This is a genomic window from Pigmentiphaga litoralis, assembly GCF_014651835.1.
In the GTDB taxonomy this organism is placed as follows: domain Bacteria; phylum Pseudomonadota; class Gammaproteobacteria; order Burkholderiales; family Burkholderiaceae_B; genus Pigmentiphaga; species Pigmentiphaga litoralis.
This window is the reverse complement of record NZ_BMXQ01000001.1, coordinates 2,776,020-2,791,113: the sequence shown is the minus strand read 5'-3', so window position 1 is coordinate 2,791,113 and position 15,094 is coordinate 2,776,020. Positions and strand designations below refer to the sequence as shown.

The window sequence follows — 15,094 nt, the reverse complement described above, 5'->3', positions numbered from 1 at the left end:
GTTTGCCATACCCTGAAGGTATCGAATGGACCTCCGGCAACTGCGCTATTTCCAGACTGTGGCCCAGGAACTCAACGTGACCCGGGCGGCGGCGCGTCTGCATATGGCCCAGCCTCCGCTCAGCCGGCAGATCAAGAGCCTGGAAGAGGATCTTGGGGTGGCGCTGTTCGACCGGTCCGAACGCGCGCTCAAGCTGACCGAGGCCGGGCGCTTCCTGCTCGAACAGTCACTGCAACTGACGCTGCGCTTCCAGGAAATGGTCGAAGGCACCCGTCGCATCGGGCAGCAGGGGCGGCGCTGGTTCGGGATCGGGTTTGTTCCGTCGACGCTGTACGGCTTCGTGCCCGAGCTGATTCGCCGGGTGCGCAGCGCCGATCCACAGGTGGAAGTGGGCCTGTCGGAAATGACGACGCTGCAGCAGATGGACGCCCTGAAGGCAGGCCGGATCGATGTCGGCTTTGGCCGGATCCTGTTCGATGACCCCGCCATTGAACGGACGGTATTGATGGCGGAGCCGCTGGTGGCGGTGTTCCCGCATGCGCATCCGTTGCTGCTGCGCAAGGCGGAAGAAGGCGTGACGGCGGCAGACCTGGCGCCCTTGCCCTTCGTGCTGTATCCGGCGCGGCCGCGCCCCAGTTACGCCGACCACGTGCTCGCGCTGTTTCGCGCGGCGGGCCATACCTTGAATATTGTTCAGGAAGCCAATGAACTGCAGACGGCAATCGGCCTGGTCGCGGCAGGGTTGGGGGTGACGGCAGTTCCGGCGTCGGTGCGGCGGCTGCATCGCGACGATATCGGCTATGCGCCGCTGATCACCCCGGGGTTTTCATCGCCCGTAATTGTCAGTTATCGGCGTGATGACCGGTCGCCTTTCCTGAAGCAGGCCGTGGCTTTGGCGGAGACGCTGGCGGCCGCGCAGGCGGGGTAGATTGCGCTCGTCGCGTTAGCGGATCGCCGCAGCGGCATGACCTCGGTGGCCTTACCTTACCGGCATCACCCCGGCGGCATCACCCAGCGGCACGCTGCCCCTGGCCGCCGACCGCGTGCCCGGAGTCGGATGGTTGCTGGCCGCATGGTAGGTGAATACGGCTGAGAACTTGACCTGGTCGCTCAGGTTCCGGCCGGCTGCATGCAGCGTATTGCTATGGAAGAACATGATGTCGCCCGCGTTCAATTCGGGTACGACCGCGCGTGCGATCAATGCCTGGTTATCGGCCAGGTCATCCCGCAAAAAGATCTTTTTGTCGAAGCGTGCGGGCGCAATCACTTCGATATGCGAGCGCGGCACCAGGTGCAGGCCGCCATTGTCATTGTGCTCGGGGCCCAGCGCGACCCACACCGACACCATGTCCGGACGGTCGAACGCCCAGTAGCGAAAGTCACGGTGCCAACCGGTCAAACTGCCATAACGGGGGTGTTTGGTCATCACGCAGTTGTGATGCGCCAGGGAAATGCACGCCGGTCCGTTGAAGTACGCCTGCATCCATTCGCGGATCGGGGCACTGGTCGCCCAGGTGCGATAGGCCTCATGGCGCGACCAGGCATCGAGCAGACGGCGCACGGTGCCGCCTCCCTCATCCGCATGCGAGGCCGGTGCACCGGGGTAGCCCAGGTCCGCTTCAAGTTCGAGCGGTTCGACGCGCGCGTCGAGATCCGCCTGCGCAAGCCGCCGCAGCTCGGCCACCTGGCCGGCATCGAGCATGTTCCGCACCACCACCAACCCTTCCTGGCGAAGGGTGGCTACCTGATCTTCAAGAGACTCGGAACGCATGGTCTGTACTTCGGTATTCGAGGGAGAACCGACTAGGATACGCCTATCGCAGCGTGTCGTCAGAGCTCGGCCGTGCGGCATGCAACACGCCGATTCATGGGCATGCAACGGGCGCAAAAACGGGCAAGAAAAAGGGCCGACAAAGCGGGCCGCGATGCGCAGGCTGCGGACCACGATGGATGCATGCCTTCTGCCTCCACCGCGGTCGCGAAAGCCTGTTATTCCACCGTAATGTTGTTGCTCTTTACCAGCGCGCCCCAGCGCGTCGTTTCCTTCTGGATGAAGCTGGCAAATTCGGCAGGGGTGCTGCCCACCGGGTCCAGGCCCAGCTTTTCGAGCTTGCCGCGCGTCTCGGTATCGGTCACGGCGGCCTTCACTTCCTTGGCCAGGCGGTCCACCACGGCGGCCGGCGTGCCCTTGGGCACGAAGAAGCCGTTCCACTCCAGCACGTCAAAGTCCTTGAAGCCGTTTTCCTGGATCGTGGTGACGTCCGGCAGCGCAGCCATCCGCTTGGCCGACGTCACGGCAATCGCCTTGAGGCGGTTCGACTGGACGTAACTCAAGCCCGATGCGGCGTTCGCAAAGTAGGCATCCACCTGTCCGCCCATCACGTCGGCCAATGCCGGGGCGCCGCCCTTGTACGGAACGTGCAGCATGTCCAGCTTGCCCTGGTTCTTGAGCAGTTCGCCCACCAGGTGCGCCGGGCTGCCGGCGCCATACGATGCGTACGTGACCTTGCCGGGATTCTTCTGCGCGTATGCCAGGAATTCCTTGAAGGTGTTGTACGGCGCCTTGGGCGGCACAACCAGGATGTTGGGCACGCTGACCGCCAGCGACACCGGGATGAGGTCCTTCGCGGCGTCGAAGGGCATCTTGCGCAAGACGGGGTTCACCGCATAGGTGGATGCGTCATACAGCACGGTGTAGCCATCGGGGTCGGCCTGCGCGACGGCCTGGCCGCCGATCATGCCGCTTGCACCCGGACGGTTGTCGATCACCACTGTCACGCCCAGCGACTTGCCCATGGTCTGGGCCAGGATGCGCGCCGCATTGTCGGCGCCGCCGCCGGCCGAATAGGGCACGATCAGGCGAATGGGTTTGGTGGGCCACGCTTGCGCGAAGCTGGAGGCGGTTGCGCCAAGGGCGGCCACCGTCAGGCCGACAGTGGCCAGGGTCTTGATGAAAGTCATCGTGTCTCCGATGGTGTTGAAAATTCTTGTGATGCAGGCACTTACACTCGCGACGCGATCCCGGCCTGTCTCGCCAGCACGTGTTGCGGCGACAGCTCCGGGTGGGCCATGGCCGTCAGCGGCATCATGTAGGTCTGTTCCAGCATGAACTGGCCCGTCATGGCGGCATGGGGCGTCTGGTCCGAAAAGCAGATCCAGGTGCTGCCCGGCGGAAACTCGAAGGATTCCTGCTCGCCATTGGCCTGGTAGTCGGCATCGGCCTTCATGCGGTCATGCATCTGCAGCATCAGGTGATCGTAGGCGCTGCGGCGCGTCTTGGTGATGTGCAGGCGGTGCATCAGCCAGGCCAGACCGGGCCGGAATGGTGTTGCGCCCGGCACAAAGCGCTGTGCCAGCGAATCGAAATCCTGGCCCACCCGCCACTGGCGCGACTGGCCATGCGGATTGATGTTGTTGAAGACCCGCAAGATCCGCTGTTCGCCGGTGGGCCGCGACGGAAACGCGTCCACATGCAGCCGCGTATCGTCCTTGCGCCACGACGGCTTCCACGTGCCGATACGGTGCAGGCGCAGACTGGTGGTCGGCTTGTGCAGGCTGTCCAGATAGCCCGGCACCAGGTGCGACAGCAGCGCGCGCGTCGACGTGTAGTAGCGCTTGACCAGCGCGGCAATCGCGTCCTTGCGGGCATCGTCCACCACCACGCCGGTCAATACACCGGTCGTGGCGTTCAGGCTGATGTTCTTGCGTTTGGGATCGACCAGTGCCGGATCCAGCAAGGCCAGTTCGGCCGGACTGAGCGTGAACGCAAGCCTGGGGAAGTACAGCACCTTGCCGCGCTCCAGCTCGTCGATTGGCGACGCGCCCGGCTGGCTGGGCGGGGCGGCATTCCAGTCCTGAAGGTCGAAGGGGACAATGCGGCTGGAACGGGTCATGGGCAGAGACAGTCGGGAAGGGGCGAGGGCAGGGTCGGGACGCGAACGCTCACCCTGCCAGCGCCTTTTCGATCGTTGCGTGGAATTCGGCTTCGTCGGGTTCGCCAAGGTAGCGTTTGATGATGTTGCCTTGCTTGTCGATCAGGAAGGACGTGGGCGTCAATTTGACGTCCTGGAAGGCGCGCGCGATGTCGCCGACCGGATCGAGTGCGACCTTGAAGGGCAGTTGCCGCGTCTCGGCAAAATTGAGCACGTAGTTGGCCGGGTCGTAGCTCATCGCCACCGCCACCATGTCATAGCCTTTGGGCGCATACTTCTTGTAGGTCTCGACCATCATCGGCATTTCTTTCACGCATGTGACGCAGCTGGTGGCCCAGAAATTGACCAGCACGACCTTGCCGCGCAGGCTTTCGGTCGTGAATTTTTCGCCCTGGATCGACGTGAATGTCGTCTCGGGCGCCTTGCTCGACGGCGCCAGGGCGAACCAGGCGCCAGCAGCCGCGATTGCGGCTACGGCGGCGACCGCGATAAGCTTGGCCGCCCCGCGCTGTGCGCGAAACGTTACCGGATAGCCCTGAGAGGCAGACAATGAAGACATATCAGTCCATGCACGTGAGTGAGTCTGGCCAGGCCCGGCAAGGGGACGACGCAATAGTGCTGCACGCCATCGACACGCGTCGCCGGGAGATCCTTGGCATTATAGGCCTCGTCGTCCTCGGTGGCGCCCTGCTGTCGCCACGCAGCGTCCTGGCGGCCAGCGTGTCCGGCCTGTCCAACACCGAAGCGTCGGCCGGCCTGAAGGAAGCGCTGATCAAGGGGTCGGAAACCGCCGTGAACCTGCTCGGTCAGCCCGGCGGTTTCCTGGACAACGCCAAGGTGCGCATACCGCTGCCCGAAGGCCTGAAAAAGGCGCAGGCGGTGCTGCGCATGATGGGCCGCGGCCAGCAGGCCGAAGAGCTCGAAGTCGCCATGAATCGCGCGGCCGAATCGGCGGTGCAGGAAGCCAGGCCCCTGTTGGTCAACGCCGTGCAGACCATGACGGTGCAGGACGCCAAGGGCATCCTGACGGGTGGCGACGACTCGGTCACGACCTACTTCAAGGGCAAGACCCAGACTCCGCTTGCGCAGCGTTTCCTGCCGATCGTGTCGAAAGAGATCGACAAGCTCGGGTTGGCGCAGATGTACAACCAGTACGCTGGTCAGGCCGCGCAGTTCGGCGTGATCCGCAAGGAAGACGCCAACGTGCAGCAGTACGTCACCCGCAAGGCGCTGGATGGGCTTTACCTGATGATCGGCGAGCAGGAACGCAGCATCCGCGCGGACCCGATCGGGACGGGCAGCGCGATCTTGAGGAAGGTGTTCGGCGCGGTGAAGTAAGCGGCGCTCCGCGCTGCGACGCGCGCGAGTTCCGTGCGCAATGCGTGCCGGCTCCGTGTTGCAACGCGGGCGAGTTCCGTGCTGCAAGGCGGGCGGGTTCGCCGCTGCAACGCCGGCGGCGCTCCGCGCGCTCAGCCGGCCGGCGCGGTCTTCAATTTGCGGCCCAGCCGCCGCCAGCCGATCACCACACCTGTCACACTCAGCGCCGCGCCGCCCAGGCTCAGCAGGATCAGCAGCGTGTCCCACAGCGGACGCCGATCCAGCAGCGGCAACCAATCCCAGCTGTGCAGCATCGCGAACAGCCACCGGCTGAGCCGGCGCGCGTCATCGGTCTGGCTGATGACCGAGGCCGTGCGAGGGTCGATATGCACCCAGGTGTGCGATGGATCGTCGAACCTGACCCGCAGGATCGGCAGCGGCTTGTCGGTCCCGCCCGTCATGGTGTGGTCGTCGCGGGCGTAGTAGTAAGTGTCGTAGTCGACAAGGCGGTCGATGCTCGCCACTGGCGCGGTCATCAGCCGAGACGCCGCAGTGGAAACGGCGGCTTCATCGAAGCTTCTTGCGGTTGCCGTCCTGGCGTCGAGGACTTGCGGTGCGCCAAGCGCCGCACGCGCCAGCACAACGGGTTGGCCCATGGCATAAGACCAACGCAGCTCGCGGATCGAGCCGCCGGCGGCAGCCAGCAGGTCGGCTATCGGCGCACTGAACGTGCCGGACCCGTGGGACCCTGTCGGTGCGCCCGCACCCCCCGCGTCACCTGCGATGACGTCCGCAGCTGCCTGCACGCGTCCGCCCTGCATGGCGACACCATTCAACGCCGGTCCGCTGGCGCTGAACATCTTCCATGGATTCATCGACATCCATCCGCTGAAGATCCACGTGAGGGTGATGGCCGCGAACAGCAAGCCACTGATGTGATGCCAGCGCATCATCGGGCTGGTATAGGGCGAGCGCGATCCCGTGCGATAGACCCGGCTGAAGCGCCAACGCAGGATGCCGATGACCGAGCCCGTCAGCGCCACGGCCAGTCCCAGTACCGACAGCGTGTTGACGATGCCGGACCAGTACGGATCAAAGACGGTGCCGCGGAAAGGGTAGAGCCAGTGGATCCACGCGCCCGCGTAATTCCAGAGGCGTTCGGTGCGCGGCGCGTCGCGAACGACTTCGCCCGTGCGGCCGGAGATGTAGAGACGTGTGCGCTGCGCGTCGCCAACGTCGACGACGTGCAAGGGACGATGCGCGTCGAGGCCACGCGAGTGAGAGAACGCGTCTTCGTCGATTTTGGCGACATAGGTCAGGGGCGGTGAAGGTATGCCGGCCGATGACACGATGCCCGCACCCGCACCCGCACCCGCACCCGCACCCGCACCCGCACCCGCACCCGCACCAGAATCTTTGCCCTCCAATGCCGCCGCCGTACCCCTGCGCACACCGGCACCCGATTCCGCAGGTGCTGCAGCAACTCCTGCCACGCCCGCCCACGCCGCCGCGCTCGCCAGCGCGTCCTCCTGCGTCGTGGCTGGCAGCCGTTTGCCGGTAACCGCATCGACCACGATCGTGCCGCCCCCAGGCGACGCACCGTGACCGCTGCCCGCTCCACCCGCCGCAACTTGCGGCTCGACCAGGTACACCGGCTGCCCGGCTCGCGCGCGTGCCAGCCGCAGGTCCCGCAGCGGCCCATGTATCCCGGCCACCGCCAACGCGGCGTCGGGACCCAGCAGCGCCGTCTTCGCATCCAGCGCCGGCAGGTGTGACAGCCGCTCGGCCGTCGTCAGCTTGGGATAGCCGACATACATCATGACGACGCCCGATACGAACCACATCGCAAAGAACAGGCACGCCGTAATGCCCATCCAGCGGTGGATCAGGAACAGCCAGCGTTTTGCGCGGTGCATGGCGGCGCTCCTCAGAACGACGCGCGCAGCGTCAGGTCTGCGGTGCGTGGCGCACCCAGGTAGACCTGAGTGGTGGTGCCGGCGTTGGCGGCGTACACCCGGTCCGTCAGGTTGCGGATGCGACCCGTGAGCGACATGGCCTTGCTGAATTGCCAGCTGACGCCCACGTCGACCAGCGTGTAAGCCGACCACGTAGCGGTGTTGGCGGCATCCGCATAGACCCGTCCGACATGCCGCACGCCCACGATGCCGGTCCACGCCGGCGCAAACGCATACGAGGTCCACACATTGGCCACGAAGGACGGCGTGTTGTTGGGCGTCTTGCCCGCCAGCGACACGCCGCCTTGCGTAAACGTGTCATAGGTCGCGTCGACCAAGGTCACGTTGCCCTGCACGGCCCACCGGGAAGTCGGCCGCAAGGCCAGGGCCGCCTCGATCCCCTTCGAACTCTGTTCACCCACAGGCAGTGTCAATGCGCTGTTGTTCGGATCTTGCGTCGCGATGTTCTTGCGATTGATGTGATACGCGGCCAATGTGGCCGTGGCCTTGCGGTCCCAGAAGTCGAGCTTGCTGCCGATCTCGATCTGTTTGCCGGTGGTGAGCTTGCTGTTGTTCATGACGTCCGCGAACGATGCCGTCGACAACACTCCCGACGGGGGATCGGCGGCGGTCGCGTATTGCACGTACAGGTTGGCGTCCTGCGTCACGTCCCACACCAGGCCGATGCGGCCCGTGGTCGGCGAGTAGGACCGCTCAAAGCTGGCCGGTGCAGCGGCCGTGACGGCGCGCCGGTTCGTCAGGTCCAGATCAATCCGTTCATGCCGCAAGGCTGTCACAAGATTCAGGGTGGGCAGCAACGCAGTGCGGTTTTCGAGATACACCGCCAGCGTCTTGATCTTCACATCGCGGTCGGGGTTGAAGCCGGGGGATGTCCCCGGGATCTGATAGAAATCACCGGGCGTGAACTGGTACGGATCCACGGTATCGACCGTTCCGGCCAGGCTGTTCGGAAAGCGGGTGTGCCGGTTGGTGCTGATGTCGGCGCCAACTGCCCAATCGCTTTTTCGCCCGAACAGGGTGCCCTGATACAGGGCGTCGATCCGGTCGCCGATCAGTTGCTGGTCATGGCGTTGCAGGAATGCGCCCGATCGCTGGATGGCGCGGTTGTCGGGCGTATAGCGGTAGGTTTCCACGTTCCGGTAATCGCGCAGCGCGTCGTACACGTAGAACGTGTTGGTCAACTTGAGTCGGTCAGTCGCCTTCCATTCCGTGATCGACCGCAGCCACTGCACCCGCTGCTGATACAGCCCGTCGGCCGCGTTGTAGTTCTTGAAGCGCGTGCCTTTGTCTATCGTCAGTTCCCCCGCCGCGGGGTTCAGCACCGGCGTGCCCCAGTAGGGTCGGTCCACGTGCTCGGCCTGGTATTCGTACGCCAGCGTGTGGGTCAGGCCTCGGCCAAAGTCCGACAGCAAGGAGGCAGCAAGCTGGGTGGATCGCGTTCCCGTGCCGGCCGTCCAGCTGTTCGCGTCGCGATGGTTCACGTCGACGCGGGCATAGTGGTTGACGGCGCCTTCGCCATCCCCGGCAATGCGGCGGTTCAGGCCGAACGAGACTTCTTTCAGGCCATGGCTGCCGAACCGCAGCTGCGCGTCGCCGACGTCCTCGCGCTGCGCCAGCTTGGTGATGTAATTGATCGATCCGCCCACGGCGCCCGAGCCGTACAGAAAGCTCGACGGTCCGCCGATCACTTCGACCCGGTCATAGATCCAGCTGTCCACGGGTCGGGCCGCGATGCCGTACTGCACGTTGATGCCATTGAACAACTGGCTGACCGAACTGCTGTTGAAGCCGCGATAGCTCACACCGATGCTGCCTGGCGCGCTGTGCGCGGTGATGCCCGGGACAGCACGAAGGATCTCCTGCGTGTCCAGCGCGCCCCGCAATTCGATGGCTTCCCGATCGACAACGGTCACGGACGCCGGTGTTTCCCGCGGCGTCAGGCCAAGGCGGCTGGCGGTGTCGGAAGGCCGGTCCAGATTGAGTTGACCCAGTCCTGCCGGCGCGGGCGCATCGGCTTCGACCGTAATTGTGGACAGCGTCGCGGGTGGGGTGGACGTCTCTGCGGCCTGCGCCTGCACGACGCCAGGCACACCGGCGGCGCCAAGCAGGGCAAGGGCCATGGCGAGTGCTGTCGGCTGCAAGGCAGTGGGCTGACGGGAAGGAACGGACGGGCGGGATGGGCGCGCAGGCGCGGCGCCAGGGGAACGCAAACGGGACATGGCAAACCTGATCGGGACGCGTCATCGCCCGCACGGCAGCGCCGGCGGTGCGATACACGAGGCAAGAAAGACGCAGTCGGAATCGGACCGTGGAGATCCTTCACGACTGCACGAGCATCGAGGTCAGGTAAGCGAGGGAGGCCCTCGCGCCGGAAGCGGGGCGAGGGTGGCGGCCGCAAGACGGGCCGCTGGAATGGACTTGAGAACGTAAGCGAGTGGATCGGACGTCTGCGCCACCAGCACCGGCGTCGGCATCAGCCCGACCGGCGCAAAGCACAGCGGGCAATCCATGACCATGCGGTCACCATCGCCAGCGGACGACGAATCCTGGTCATGCACGATGATCTTGACCACGCCCGAACCCGAGCAGATCACATCGAACAGCGCCGGCTTGATGATCGGCGACGCAATCGCTGCCCCCAGCGTCATGGCGAACCAGAGCAGCACGGTAAGGTGCAGGAAGCGAAAGGTCCGAAGGGCATGCATGGGCCGGATGATCCCCCGGCGAAGTACGTAGCGTCAAGCCACCGTCGCTCGACAGTGATGCGACAGTCGTTAGCAGGCGTGACGTGCGGCGGCCTGCAGGATCGCCTGGACACGATCCTGCACAGGCTGATCGCCGTCGAACCGCATGACGCGGCAGGTCAATTGGCCAAGCCAGGCCTCATGCCGTGCGCGGCTGCGCCCCGGCATCACGCCCTCGTCATACTGGGCGGCCCAGGCCATGAAGGCCGGGTCGGCACGTCCGAAGCGTGCACGCTCGCGGGCCTCGATCCGTTGCATGCGCAACGGCGTCGGGACCGACAGGAAGACGACGAGGTCCAAAGCCGTTTCCAGCGGCTCGCCCCATCCGCAGACGGACCCGGCCACGACCGCAGGCAAAGAGCCTGACCCGGAACCGGCGTCCGGCCCCTCCATGGCAAAAAGCAGGGTCGACAGGCGCGTCGCTGCATCCACTTTGTCCTTGAAGGGCGGATCCGTGTGCTTCCAGTAGAAATCATCCGCGTCGATGAAGCGGCCGCCGATCGCAGTCGCGAGGGCGCAAGCCAGCGTCGACGTTCCAGAACCGGGCGCGCCGACGATATTGATCCGACGAAAGGGAAATGCGGTCATGGCTCAGAACGAAAGCGAACCCGCCCCGCGCAGCATGTGCTGCAACGGGGCGGGCCTTCCATCAGGCAGTGGCTGCCGCGCGGCTTACTTTGCGCCCGGCGCGTTCTTGGCGGCTTCGTCCTGCTCGGCCTTGACCTTCGACAGGTCGGCCAGCTCGGCTTCGGTGATGTAGTCGAACACCTTCACGACCTTGGTCACGCTGCTGACGCCGGCGGCAATGGACGCGGCGCGCTTGCCTTCGCGTTCGGTCACGCGACCCATCAGATAGACCGTGCCCCGCTGCGTATTGATCAGGAAGGCATTGGCGAACAGGTCCTTGGCATCGATCAACGACGCCTTGACCTTGCCGGTGATCAGCGTGTCGTTGGACCGGGTCGTCAGCGAGCTGGGCGGGCCCACCTGCAGTTCGTTGACTACCGACCGCACGTTTTCGATCGTGGAGGCCTGGAGTTCGGCGTCAGCCTTGTTGGCGTCGGTCGGGACTTCACCGGTTAGCAGCACCTTGCGGTTGTACGCGTTGATGACGACGTGACCCTTGTCGCCATAACGGCCCGAGATGCGGTTGCTGGCCTTGAGTTCGATGCTCTGGTCTTCGACCTGGTTGCCCATGGTGCGGCGGTCAGTCGCTGCAAACGTGCCCATGACCGCGCCGCCCATGATGATGGGAATGCAACCGCCTACGGCCAGTGCGCCGGTGGCGATGGCAAGGGCGACCGCGATCGGGCGGGCGAGCGTCAGCAGAGGGGTGTGCGGCATTACATGTCTCCGAGCAATTGGGCATCGATGCCGTCGCATATGGCATGCAACAGCAGGATGTGGACTTCCTGGATCCGCAAAGTGCGGTCGTGAGGGACGCACAGGTGGACGTCGGTCTCGGTCAGCATGGCGCCGATCTGTCCGCCGCCCTTGCCGGTCAAGGCGATCACGTGCATTTCACGTGACTGAGCGGCAGCGATGGCCTGGATGACGTTGGTCGAATTGCCACTGGTCGAGATCGCCAGCAGCACGTCGCCGGGTTGGCCCAGTGCGTTCACCTGCTGAGAGAAGACCCGGTCAAAGCCAAAGTCGTTCCCCACCGCCGTCAGGATGGAGGTGTCGGTGTTCAGCGCGATGGCCGCCAGGGGCAGGCGTTCGCGCTCGAAACGGCCGACCAGTTCCGCAACGAAGTGCTGGGCGTCGGCAGCGGAACCGCCGTTGCCACACGCCAGGATCTTGCCGTTGTTGGTCAGCGTGTGGAAACACGCGTCCACAGCGGCGGCCGTTGGTGCGGGCAGCACGTCTTGCGACTGTTCGAAGAGCGCGATGGCGTCACGAAAATGGGCGGAAATGCGGGCAGAAAGGTCCATGCGCGGATTATCTCATGTGGCCGGATGGCGGAAACGGGCGTGATGCGCCCAAAGTGTGTCCACTGTAACCGGCCACGGGCCGCGCTGTCGTCATCCGACTGCGCCGAACGCGCCCCTGAGCCAATGCAGGCCTTGCGCGTCCTGGGCGACCACATCGAACCGGCACGCCGGCAACGGACCTTTCCACCGGTACACCAGGAAGAACTGCGCAGCCAGCTGGACCCGGCGCTGCTTGGCCCGCCCCACGCTGGCCGCGGCGCCGCCGAATCGGGACGCCGCGCGATGCCGGACCTCCACGAACACCAGGGTGTCCCGGTCCATCATGATCAGATCGATTTCGCCTTGCCGGCATGCCAGATTGCGCGCCACCAGCACGAGCCCGGCCCGTTCGAGCAAACGAAGCGCTTCGTTTTCGGCGGCATCGCCCACCCGCTGCGTCGGCGAGCGCTTGAGCTCGGGCAGCGCGTCGGTGTCATCGGGCCGCTTGATCGACACCTTGCGTTGCCGCCGGCGCCGCGCGCGCCGCTGGGCGACGCGGGCAGTGTCGAAGTCCCCGTGGTGCGCAAGAACGCCGGGGCCGGACGACGCGGATGTGTCGGGCGAGGGTGGTGCGGTCAACGTCGGCGGCGGGGTCTTGTCGGTGCTCATGCCATCATCCTCCTGCCAAGAAGCCAAGGGGTCGGACGCTCGGGTATCCTCGCAGGATGGAAAACGAATCTGGCATTAACGAACCCGGCGTCAACGATTCCGGCAGCGATGACTCGGGCGGCACTGAGTCTCGCAACAATGAACCGGGCAGCAATCCGTCCGGCAGCAATGGGGCCGGCAGCGTCGAGTCCGACAGCAGCAAGTCCCGCAGCAGCGAGTCCCGCAGCAGCGAGTCCGGCCCGGCCGCGCAGCCCATGTCGCCGTCTCATGCCTGGATGCGGATGGCGGACCGCGTTGCAACGCAGTTCTGGCCCAAGCCGGCGTTGTATGTCGTGGCGACGCCCATCGGCAACCTGGGTGACCTGAGCCTGCGCGCGCAGATCAGTCTGCAGCAGGCCGACGTGATCGCGGCGGAAGACACCCGGCTGACGCGGCCGCTGCTCGACGCGTGGGGCATCGGCACGCCCCTGATCGCCGCGCATCGCCACAACGAAGCGCAGGTCGCGGAAGCGATCGTGGGCAGGCTGGCTGCGGGCGAGCGCGTGGCGCTGGTGTCGGACGCCGGCGCGCCCGGGGTGAGCGACCCGGGGGCGCGCGTGGTCCGCGTGGTGCGCGAGGCGGGCTATCCGGTCGTGCCCGTGCCGGGTCCCAGTGCAGTCATTGCAGCACTCATGGCCAGTGGCGTGACCACGGACGAAAATCCCGCCTTCGCGTTCGCGGGCTTCCCGCCGCCCAAGACGGTGGCCCGCCGCCGCTGGCTCGAAGAATGGTGCCGCCTGCAGGCGCCGGTGGCCATGTACGAGTCGCCGCACCGCCTGTCGGCCACACTGGCGGACCTGCTGGCGGTCTGCGGGCCCGAGCGGCCCTTGACCATTGCACGGGAACTGACCAAGCGATTTGAAGAGATCGTGACGCTGCCGCTGGCCGACGCGCAGGATTGGCTGGTCGCGCACCCGCAGCGTGCGCAGGGCGAGTTCGTGCTGATCGTGGGCGCCGCGGCCGCGCCCGAAAGCGACATGCTCGATGCCCGGACCGAAGAGGTGGTCCAGGCCCTGTTGGAAGTCATGAGCGTGCGCGACTGCGCCAAGGTGGCTGCCAGGATTACCGGTTTGCCCCGCGACGCCCTGTACGCCCGCGCGCTGGCGATCAAGAACGGCAAGAGCGACGACGAGTAACCTGGACCCGGCGCCCCGGCTGTGTTCGAGCCTGGGTCGCCCATCAGGGCTCAGGGCCGGTGCGGCGGGATGCGTTTGATGCGGGTGAACGGTGGAATGCATGGGGGTCAATCTCCGGCAACGCTGCCAGGCAGCGAAAGAACCAGTCCAATGCATGCTCCGGCAACGCGCTTCGCGAGGCGAGCGCCGCGCCGCGCCGAGCACGGCAAGCACGGCAAGCACGGCAAGCACGGCAAGCACGGCAAGCACGGCAAGCACGGCAAGCACGGCAAGCACGGCAAGCACACCAAGCACGGCAAGCACACCAAGCACGGCAAGCACACCAAGCACGGCAAGCACACCAAGCACACCAAGCACACCAAGCACACCAAGCACCCTGAGCACGCCAAGCATGCCGACACGCCAAGTACGGCTTGCACGCTAGCGCGGCTGCCGTGTTCTGCCTGGACTGGTGTTGCCAGCATGCGCGCCGCGCGTCGGATGCACGATTGGAGCTGCGTGTCGTTGTCACGTCAGGCTTGCGCCGACGCCGACGGGGAGCTTCCTCCATGACAATGCGCGGCGCATCCGCAATACTCACATCATCGGTTTTCCCTAATAGACGACCCACTTGATGGCATAACCCACCCGATGTCACGAACCACCTGGCGCCACGACCCACCGGACCCTACGACCCACCCAATGCCACAAACCACGTCTGACGCCACCATGCTCTCGCTCAACCCTGCGCTGACCCGCGCCGCCGTGGCGACGGCATGGCGTTATCTGGACATGCCGACACGGCTGGGCGCCTTGCGGATCGCCGTGCGCGCGCCCTCCGCCCGCATCGCGAGCCCGTCAGCAGGAAAAAACAGAATGGAAGCAGGCGGTCGTGCGCCTGAAGGCCTTGCCGGCGCGTGGTTTGTCGATGAGCAGAAGTATTTGCCGGCGTTGACGCCGGCATGGGAAGCGTCCCCCGATCATCCCTTTCTGAAGGAAGCGCAGGAAGACATCCAGGCATGGTTTGAAGGGGAGCGCGAGGCGTTCAAGACGGTGCTGTCCCCGAGCGGGACGCCATTCCAGGAAACCGTCTGGCAGGGGCTGCTCGGCATTCCGTACGGCGACACCGAGAGCTATGCCGCGTTGACGCATCGAATTGGCTGCCCGCCGACGGCGGTACGTGCCGTGGCAGGCGCCGTCGGCCGCAATCCAATCTCAGTGTTGATTCCGTGCCATCGTGTAATTGGCAGCGATGGCGCATTGACAGGTTACGCGGGCGGCTTGCCGCGCAAGCAGTTCCTGCTGCGGTTGGAGCAATCCAGCAGGCAGACAGCAATGCCGTTCAGCCTGCAACCCTGATCGGGCGATCTCCGGGCGCTGCTGGCCCAT

At 65.5% G+C, this 15,094-nt stretch carries 16 protein-coding genes; 5 read left to right on the top strand and 11 right to left on the bottom strand.

Annotated features, from left to right (window positions below):
• The first annotated feature begins 25 nt into the window (after nucleotides 1–25).
• The gene (locus tag IE116_RS12655) at nucleotides 26–928 is read left to right on the top strand and encodes a LysR family transcriptional regulator (protein WP_189612918.1); all 903 of its coding nucleotides are present in this window, start codon (nucleotides 26–28) and stop codon (nucleotides 926–928) included.
• A 51-nt stretch (nucleotides 929–979) separates the two neighbouring features.
• Here IE116_RS12655 and IE116_RS12650 read toward each other — a convergent pair whose 3' ends face one another.
• The 4 genes from IE116_RS12650 to IE116_RS12635 form a co-directional block, all read right to left on the bottom strand.
• Nucleotides 980–1,771 (bottom strand): phytanoyl-CoA dioxygenase family protein, encoded by a 792-nt coding sequence (locus tag IE116_RS12650; protein ID WP_189612917.1) that lies wholly within the window; start codon nucleotides 1,769–1,771, stop codon nucleotides 980–982.
• 218 nt (nucleotides 1,772–1,989) lie between these two features.
• Nucleotides 1,990–2,961, bottom strand: coding sequence for a Bug family tripartite tricarboxylate transporter substrate binding protein (locus tag IE116_RS12645; protein ID WP_189612915.1), 972 nt, complete (start codon nucleotides 2,959–2,961; stop codon nucleotides 1,990–1,992).
• A gap of 41 nt (nucleotides 2,962–3,002) precedes the next feature.
• Nucleotides 3,003–3,893 carry a Kdo hydroxylase KdoO gene (gene kdoO / locus IE116_RS12640; RefSeq protein ID WP_189612913.1) on the bottom strand — a complete coding sequence of 297 codons (891 nt, stop codon included), beginning with the start codon at nucleotides 3,891–3,893 and terminating at the stop codon, nucleotides 3,003–3,005.
• 49 nt (nucleotides 3,894–3,942) lie between these two features.
• Complete coding sequence (locus IE116_RS12635; protein WP_189612911.1) at nucleotides 3,943–4,491, bottom strand: TlpA disulfide reductase family protein; 549 nt, start codon at nucleotides 4,489–4,491, stop codon at nucleotides 3,943–3,945.
• Between IE116_RS12635 and IE116_RS12630 the strand changes: the two genes are divergently transcribed.
• Nucleotides 4,482–5,270 (top strand): DUF4197 domain-containing protein, encoded by a 789-nt coding sequence (locus IE116_RS12630; RefSeq protein ID WP_229828129.1) that lies wholly within the window; start codon nucleotides 4,482–4,484, stop codon nucleotides 5,268–5,270. The two genes, IE116_RS12635 and IE116_RS12630, sit on opposite strands and share 10 nt — an antisense overlap.
• 131 nt (nucleotides 5,271–5,401) lie before the next feature.
• Here IE116_RS12630 and IE116_RS12625 read toward each other — a convergent pair whose 3' ends face one another.
• The 7 genes from IE116_RS12625 to IE116_RS12595 form a co-directional block, all read right to left on the bottom strand.
• A complete protein-coding gene (locus IE116_RS12625) occupies nucleotides 5,402–7,165 on the bottom strand; it encodes a PepSY-associated transmembrane domain-containing protein (protein ID WP_189612908.1) in 1,764 nt (587 codons plus the stop codon).
• A gap of 11 nt (nucleotides 7,166–7,176) precedes the next feature.
• On the bottom strand, nucleotides 7,177–9,345 hold the full coding sequence (locus IE116_RS12620) for a TonB-dependent receptor (protein WP_229828128.1): 2,169 nt from the start codon (nucleotides 9,343–9,345) through the stop codon (nucleotides 7,177–7,179).
• A gap of 222 nt (nucleotides 9,346–9,567) precedes the next feature.
• Nucleotides 9,568–9,930 (bottom strand): DUF2946 family protein, encoded by a 363-nt coding sequence (locus IE116_RS12615; protein WP_189612904.1) that lies wholly within the window; start codon nucleotides 9,928–9,930, stop codon nucleotides 9,568–9,570.
• 69 nt (nucleotides 9,931–9,999) lie between these two features.
• Nucleotides 10,000–10,557 carry a P-loop NTPase family protein gene (locus tag IE116_RS12610; protein ID WP_189612902.1) on the bottom strand — a complete coding sequence of 186 codons (558 nt, stop codon included), beginning with the start codon at nucleotides 10,555–10,557 and terminating at the stop codon, nucleotides 10,000–10,002.
• Between the two features lie 84 nt (nucleotides 10,558–10,641).
• A complete protein-coding gene (locus tag IE116_RS12605) occupies nucleotides 10,642–11,313 on the bottom strand; it encodes a BON domain-containing protein (RefSeq protein WP_189612901.1) in 672 nt (223 codons plus the stop codon).
• The gene (locus IE116_RS12600; protein WP_189612899.1) at nucleotides 11,313–11,903 is read right to left on the bottom strand and encodes a phosphoheptose isomerase; all 591 of its coding nucleotides are present in this window, start codon (nucleotides 11,901–11,903) and stop codon (nucleotides 11,313–11,315) included. The genes IE116_RS12605 and IE116_RS12600 overlap by 1 nt, the downstream gene beginning before the upstream one ends.
• A 90-nt stretch (nucleotides 11,904–11,993) precedes the next feature.
• On the bottom strand, nucleotides 11,994–12,551 hold the full coding sequence (locus tag IE116_RS12595; RefSeq protein ID WP_189612897.1) for a YraN family protein: 558 nt from the start codon (nucleotides 12,549–12,551) through the stop codon (nucleotides 11,994–11,996).
• Nucleotides 12,552–12,805: 254 nt separating this feature from the next.
• On the opposite strand from IE116_RS12595, the gene rsmI reads away from it, so the two are divergent.
• From rsmI to IE116_RS12580, 3 genes are all read left to right on the top strand, one after another.
• Nucleotides 12,806–13,726, top strand: coding sequence for a 16S rRNA (cytidine(1402)-2'-O)-methyltransferase (gene rsmI / locus IE116_RS12590; RefSeq protein WP_189614601.1), 921 nt, complete (start codon nucleotides 12,806–12,808; stop codon nucleotides 13,724–13,726).
• A 150-nt stretch (nucleotides 13,727–13,876) separates the two neighbouring features.
• Nucleotides 13,877–14,278, top strand: a complete 402-nt coding sequence (locus IE116_RS12585) for a hypothetical protein (RefSeq protein WP_189612896.1) — start codon at nucleotides 13,877–13,879, stop codon at nucleotides 14,276–14,278.
• Between the two features lie 240 nt (nucleotides 14,279–14,518).
• Nucleotides 14,519–15,064 (top strand): methylated-DNA--[protein]-cysteine S-methyltransferase, encoded by a 546-nt coding sequence (locus IE116_RS12580; protein ID WP_229828127.1) that lies wholly within the window; start codon nucleotides 14,519–14,521, stop codon nucleotides 15,062–15,064.
• Nucleotides 15,065–15,094: the final 30 nt, after the last annotated feature.

Coding starts and splice junctions, on each gene's coding strand:
- IE116_RS12585 (WP_189612896.1), top strand. CDS start 13,877: ATGCATGCTCCGGCAACGCGCTTCGCGAGGCGAGCGCCGCGCCGCGCC.
- IE116_RS12610 (WP_189612902.1), bottom strand. CDS start 10,557: ATGACCGCATTTCCCTTTCGTCGGATCAATATCGTCGGCGCGCCCGGT.
- IE116_RS12650 (WP_189612917.1), bottom strand. CDS start 1,771: ATGCGTTCCGAGTCTCTTGAAGATCAGGTAGCCACCCTTCGCCAGGAA.
- IE116_RS12620 (WP_229828128.1), bottom strand. CDS start 9,345: ATGGCCCTTGCCCTGCTTGGCGCCGCCGGTGTGCCTGGCGTCGTGCAG.
- IE116_RS12605 (WP_189612901.1), bottom strand. CDS start 11,313: ATGCCGCACACCCCTCTGCTGACGCTCGCCCGCCCGATCGCGGTCGCC.
- IE116_RS12595 (WP_189612897.1), bottom strand. CDS start 12,551: ATGAGCACCGACAAGACCCCGCCGCCGACGTTGACCGCACCACCCTCG.
- IE116_RS12645 (WP_189612915.1), bottom strand. CDS start 2,961: ATGACTTTCATCAAGACCCTGGCCACTGTCGGCCTGACGGTGGCCGCC.
- IE116_RS12655 (WP_189612918.1), top strand. CDS start 26: ATGGACCTCCGGCAACTGCGCTATTTCCAGACTGTGGCCCAGGAACTC.
- IE116_RS12600 (WP_189612899.1), bottom strand. CDS start 11,903: ATGGACCTTTCTGCCCGCATTTCCGCCCATTTTCGTGACGCCATCGCG.
- IE116_RS12635 (WP_189612911.1), bottom strand. CDS start 4,491: ATGTCTTCATTGTCTGCCTCTCAGGGCTATCCGGTAACGTTTCGCGCA.
- IE116_RS12630 (WP_229828129.1), top strand. CDS start 4,482: ATGAAGACATATCAGTCCATGCACGTGAGTGAGTCTGGCCAGGCCCGG.
- kdoO (WP_189612913.1), bottom strand. CDS start 3,893: ATGACCCGTTCCAGCCGCATTGTCCCCTTCGACCTTCAGGACTGGAAT.
- IE116_RS12625 (WP_189612908.1), bottom strand. CDS start 7,165: ATGCACCGCGCAAAACGCTGGCTGTTCCTGATCCACCGCTGGATGGGC.
- rsmI (WP_189614601.1), top strand. CDS start 12,806: ATGTCGCCGTCTCATGCCTGGATGCGGATGGCGGACCGCGTTGCAACG.
- IE116_RS12615 (WP_189612904.1), bottom strand. CDS start 9,930: ATGCATGCCCTTCGGACCTTTCGCTTCCTGCACCTTACCGTGCTGCTC.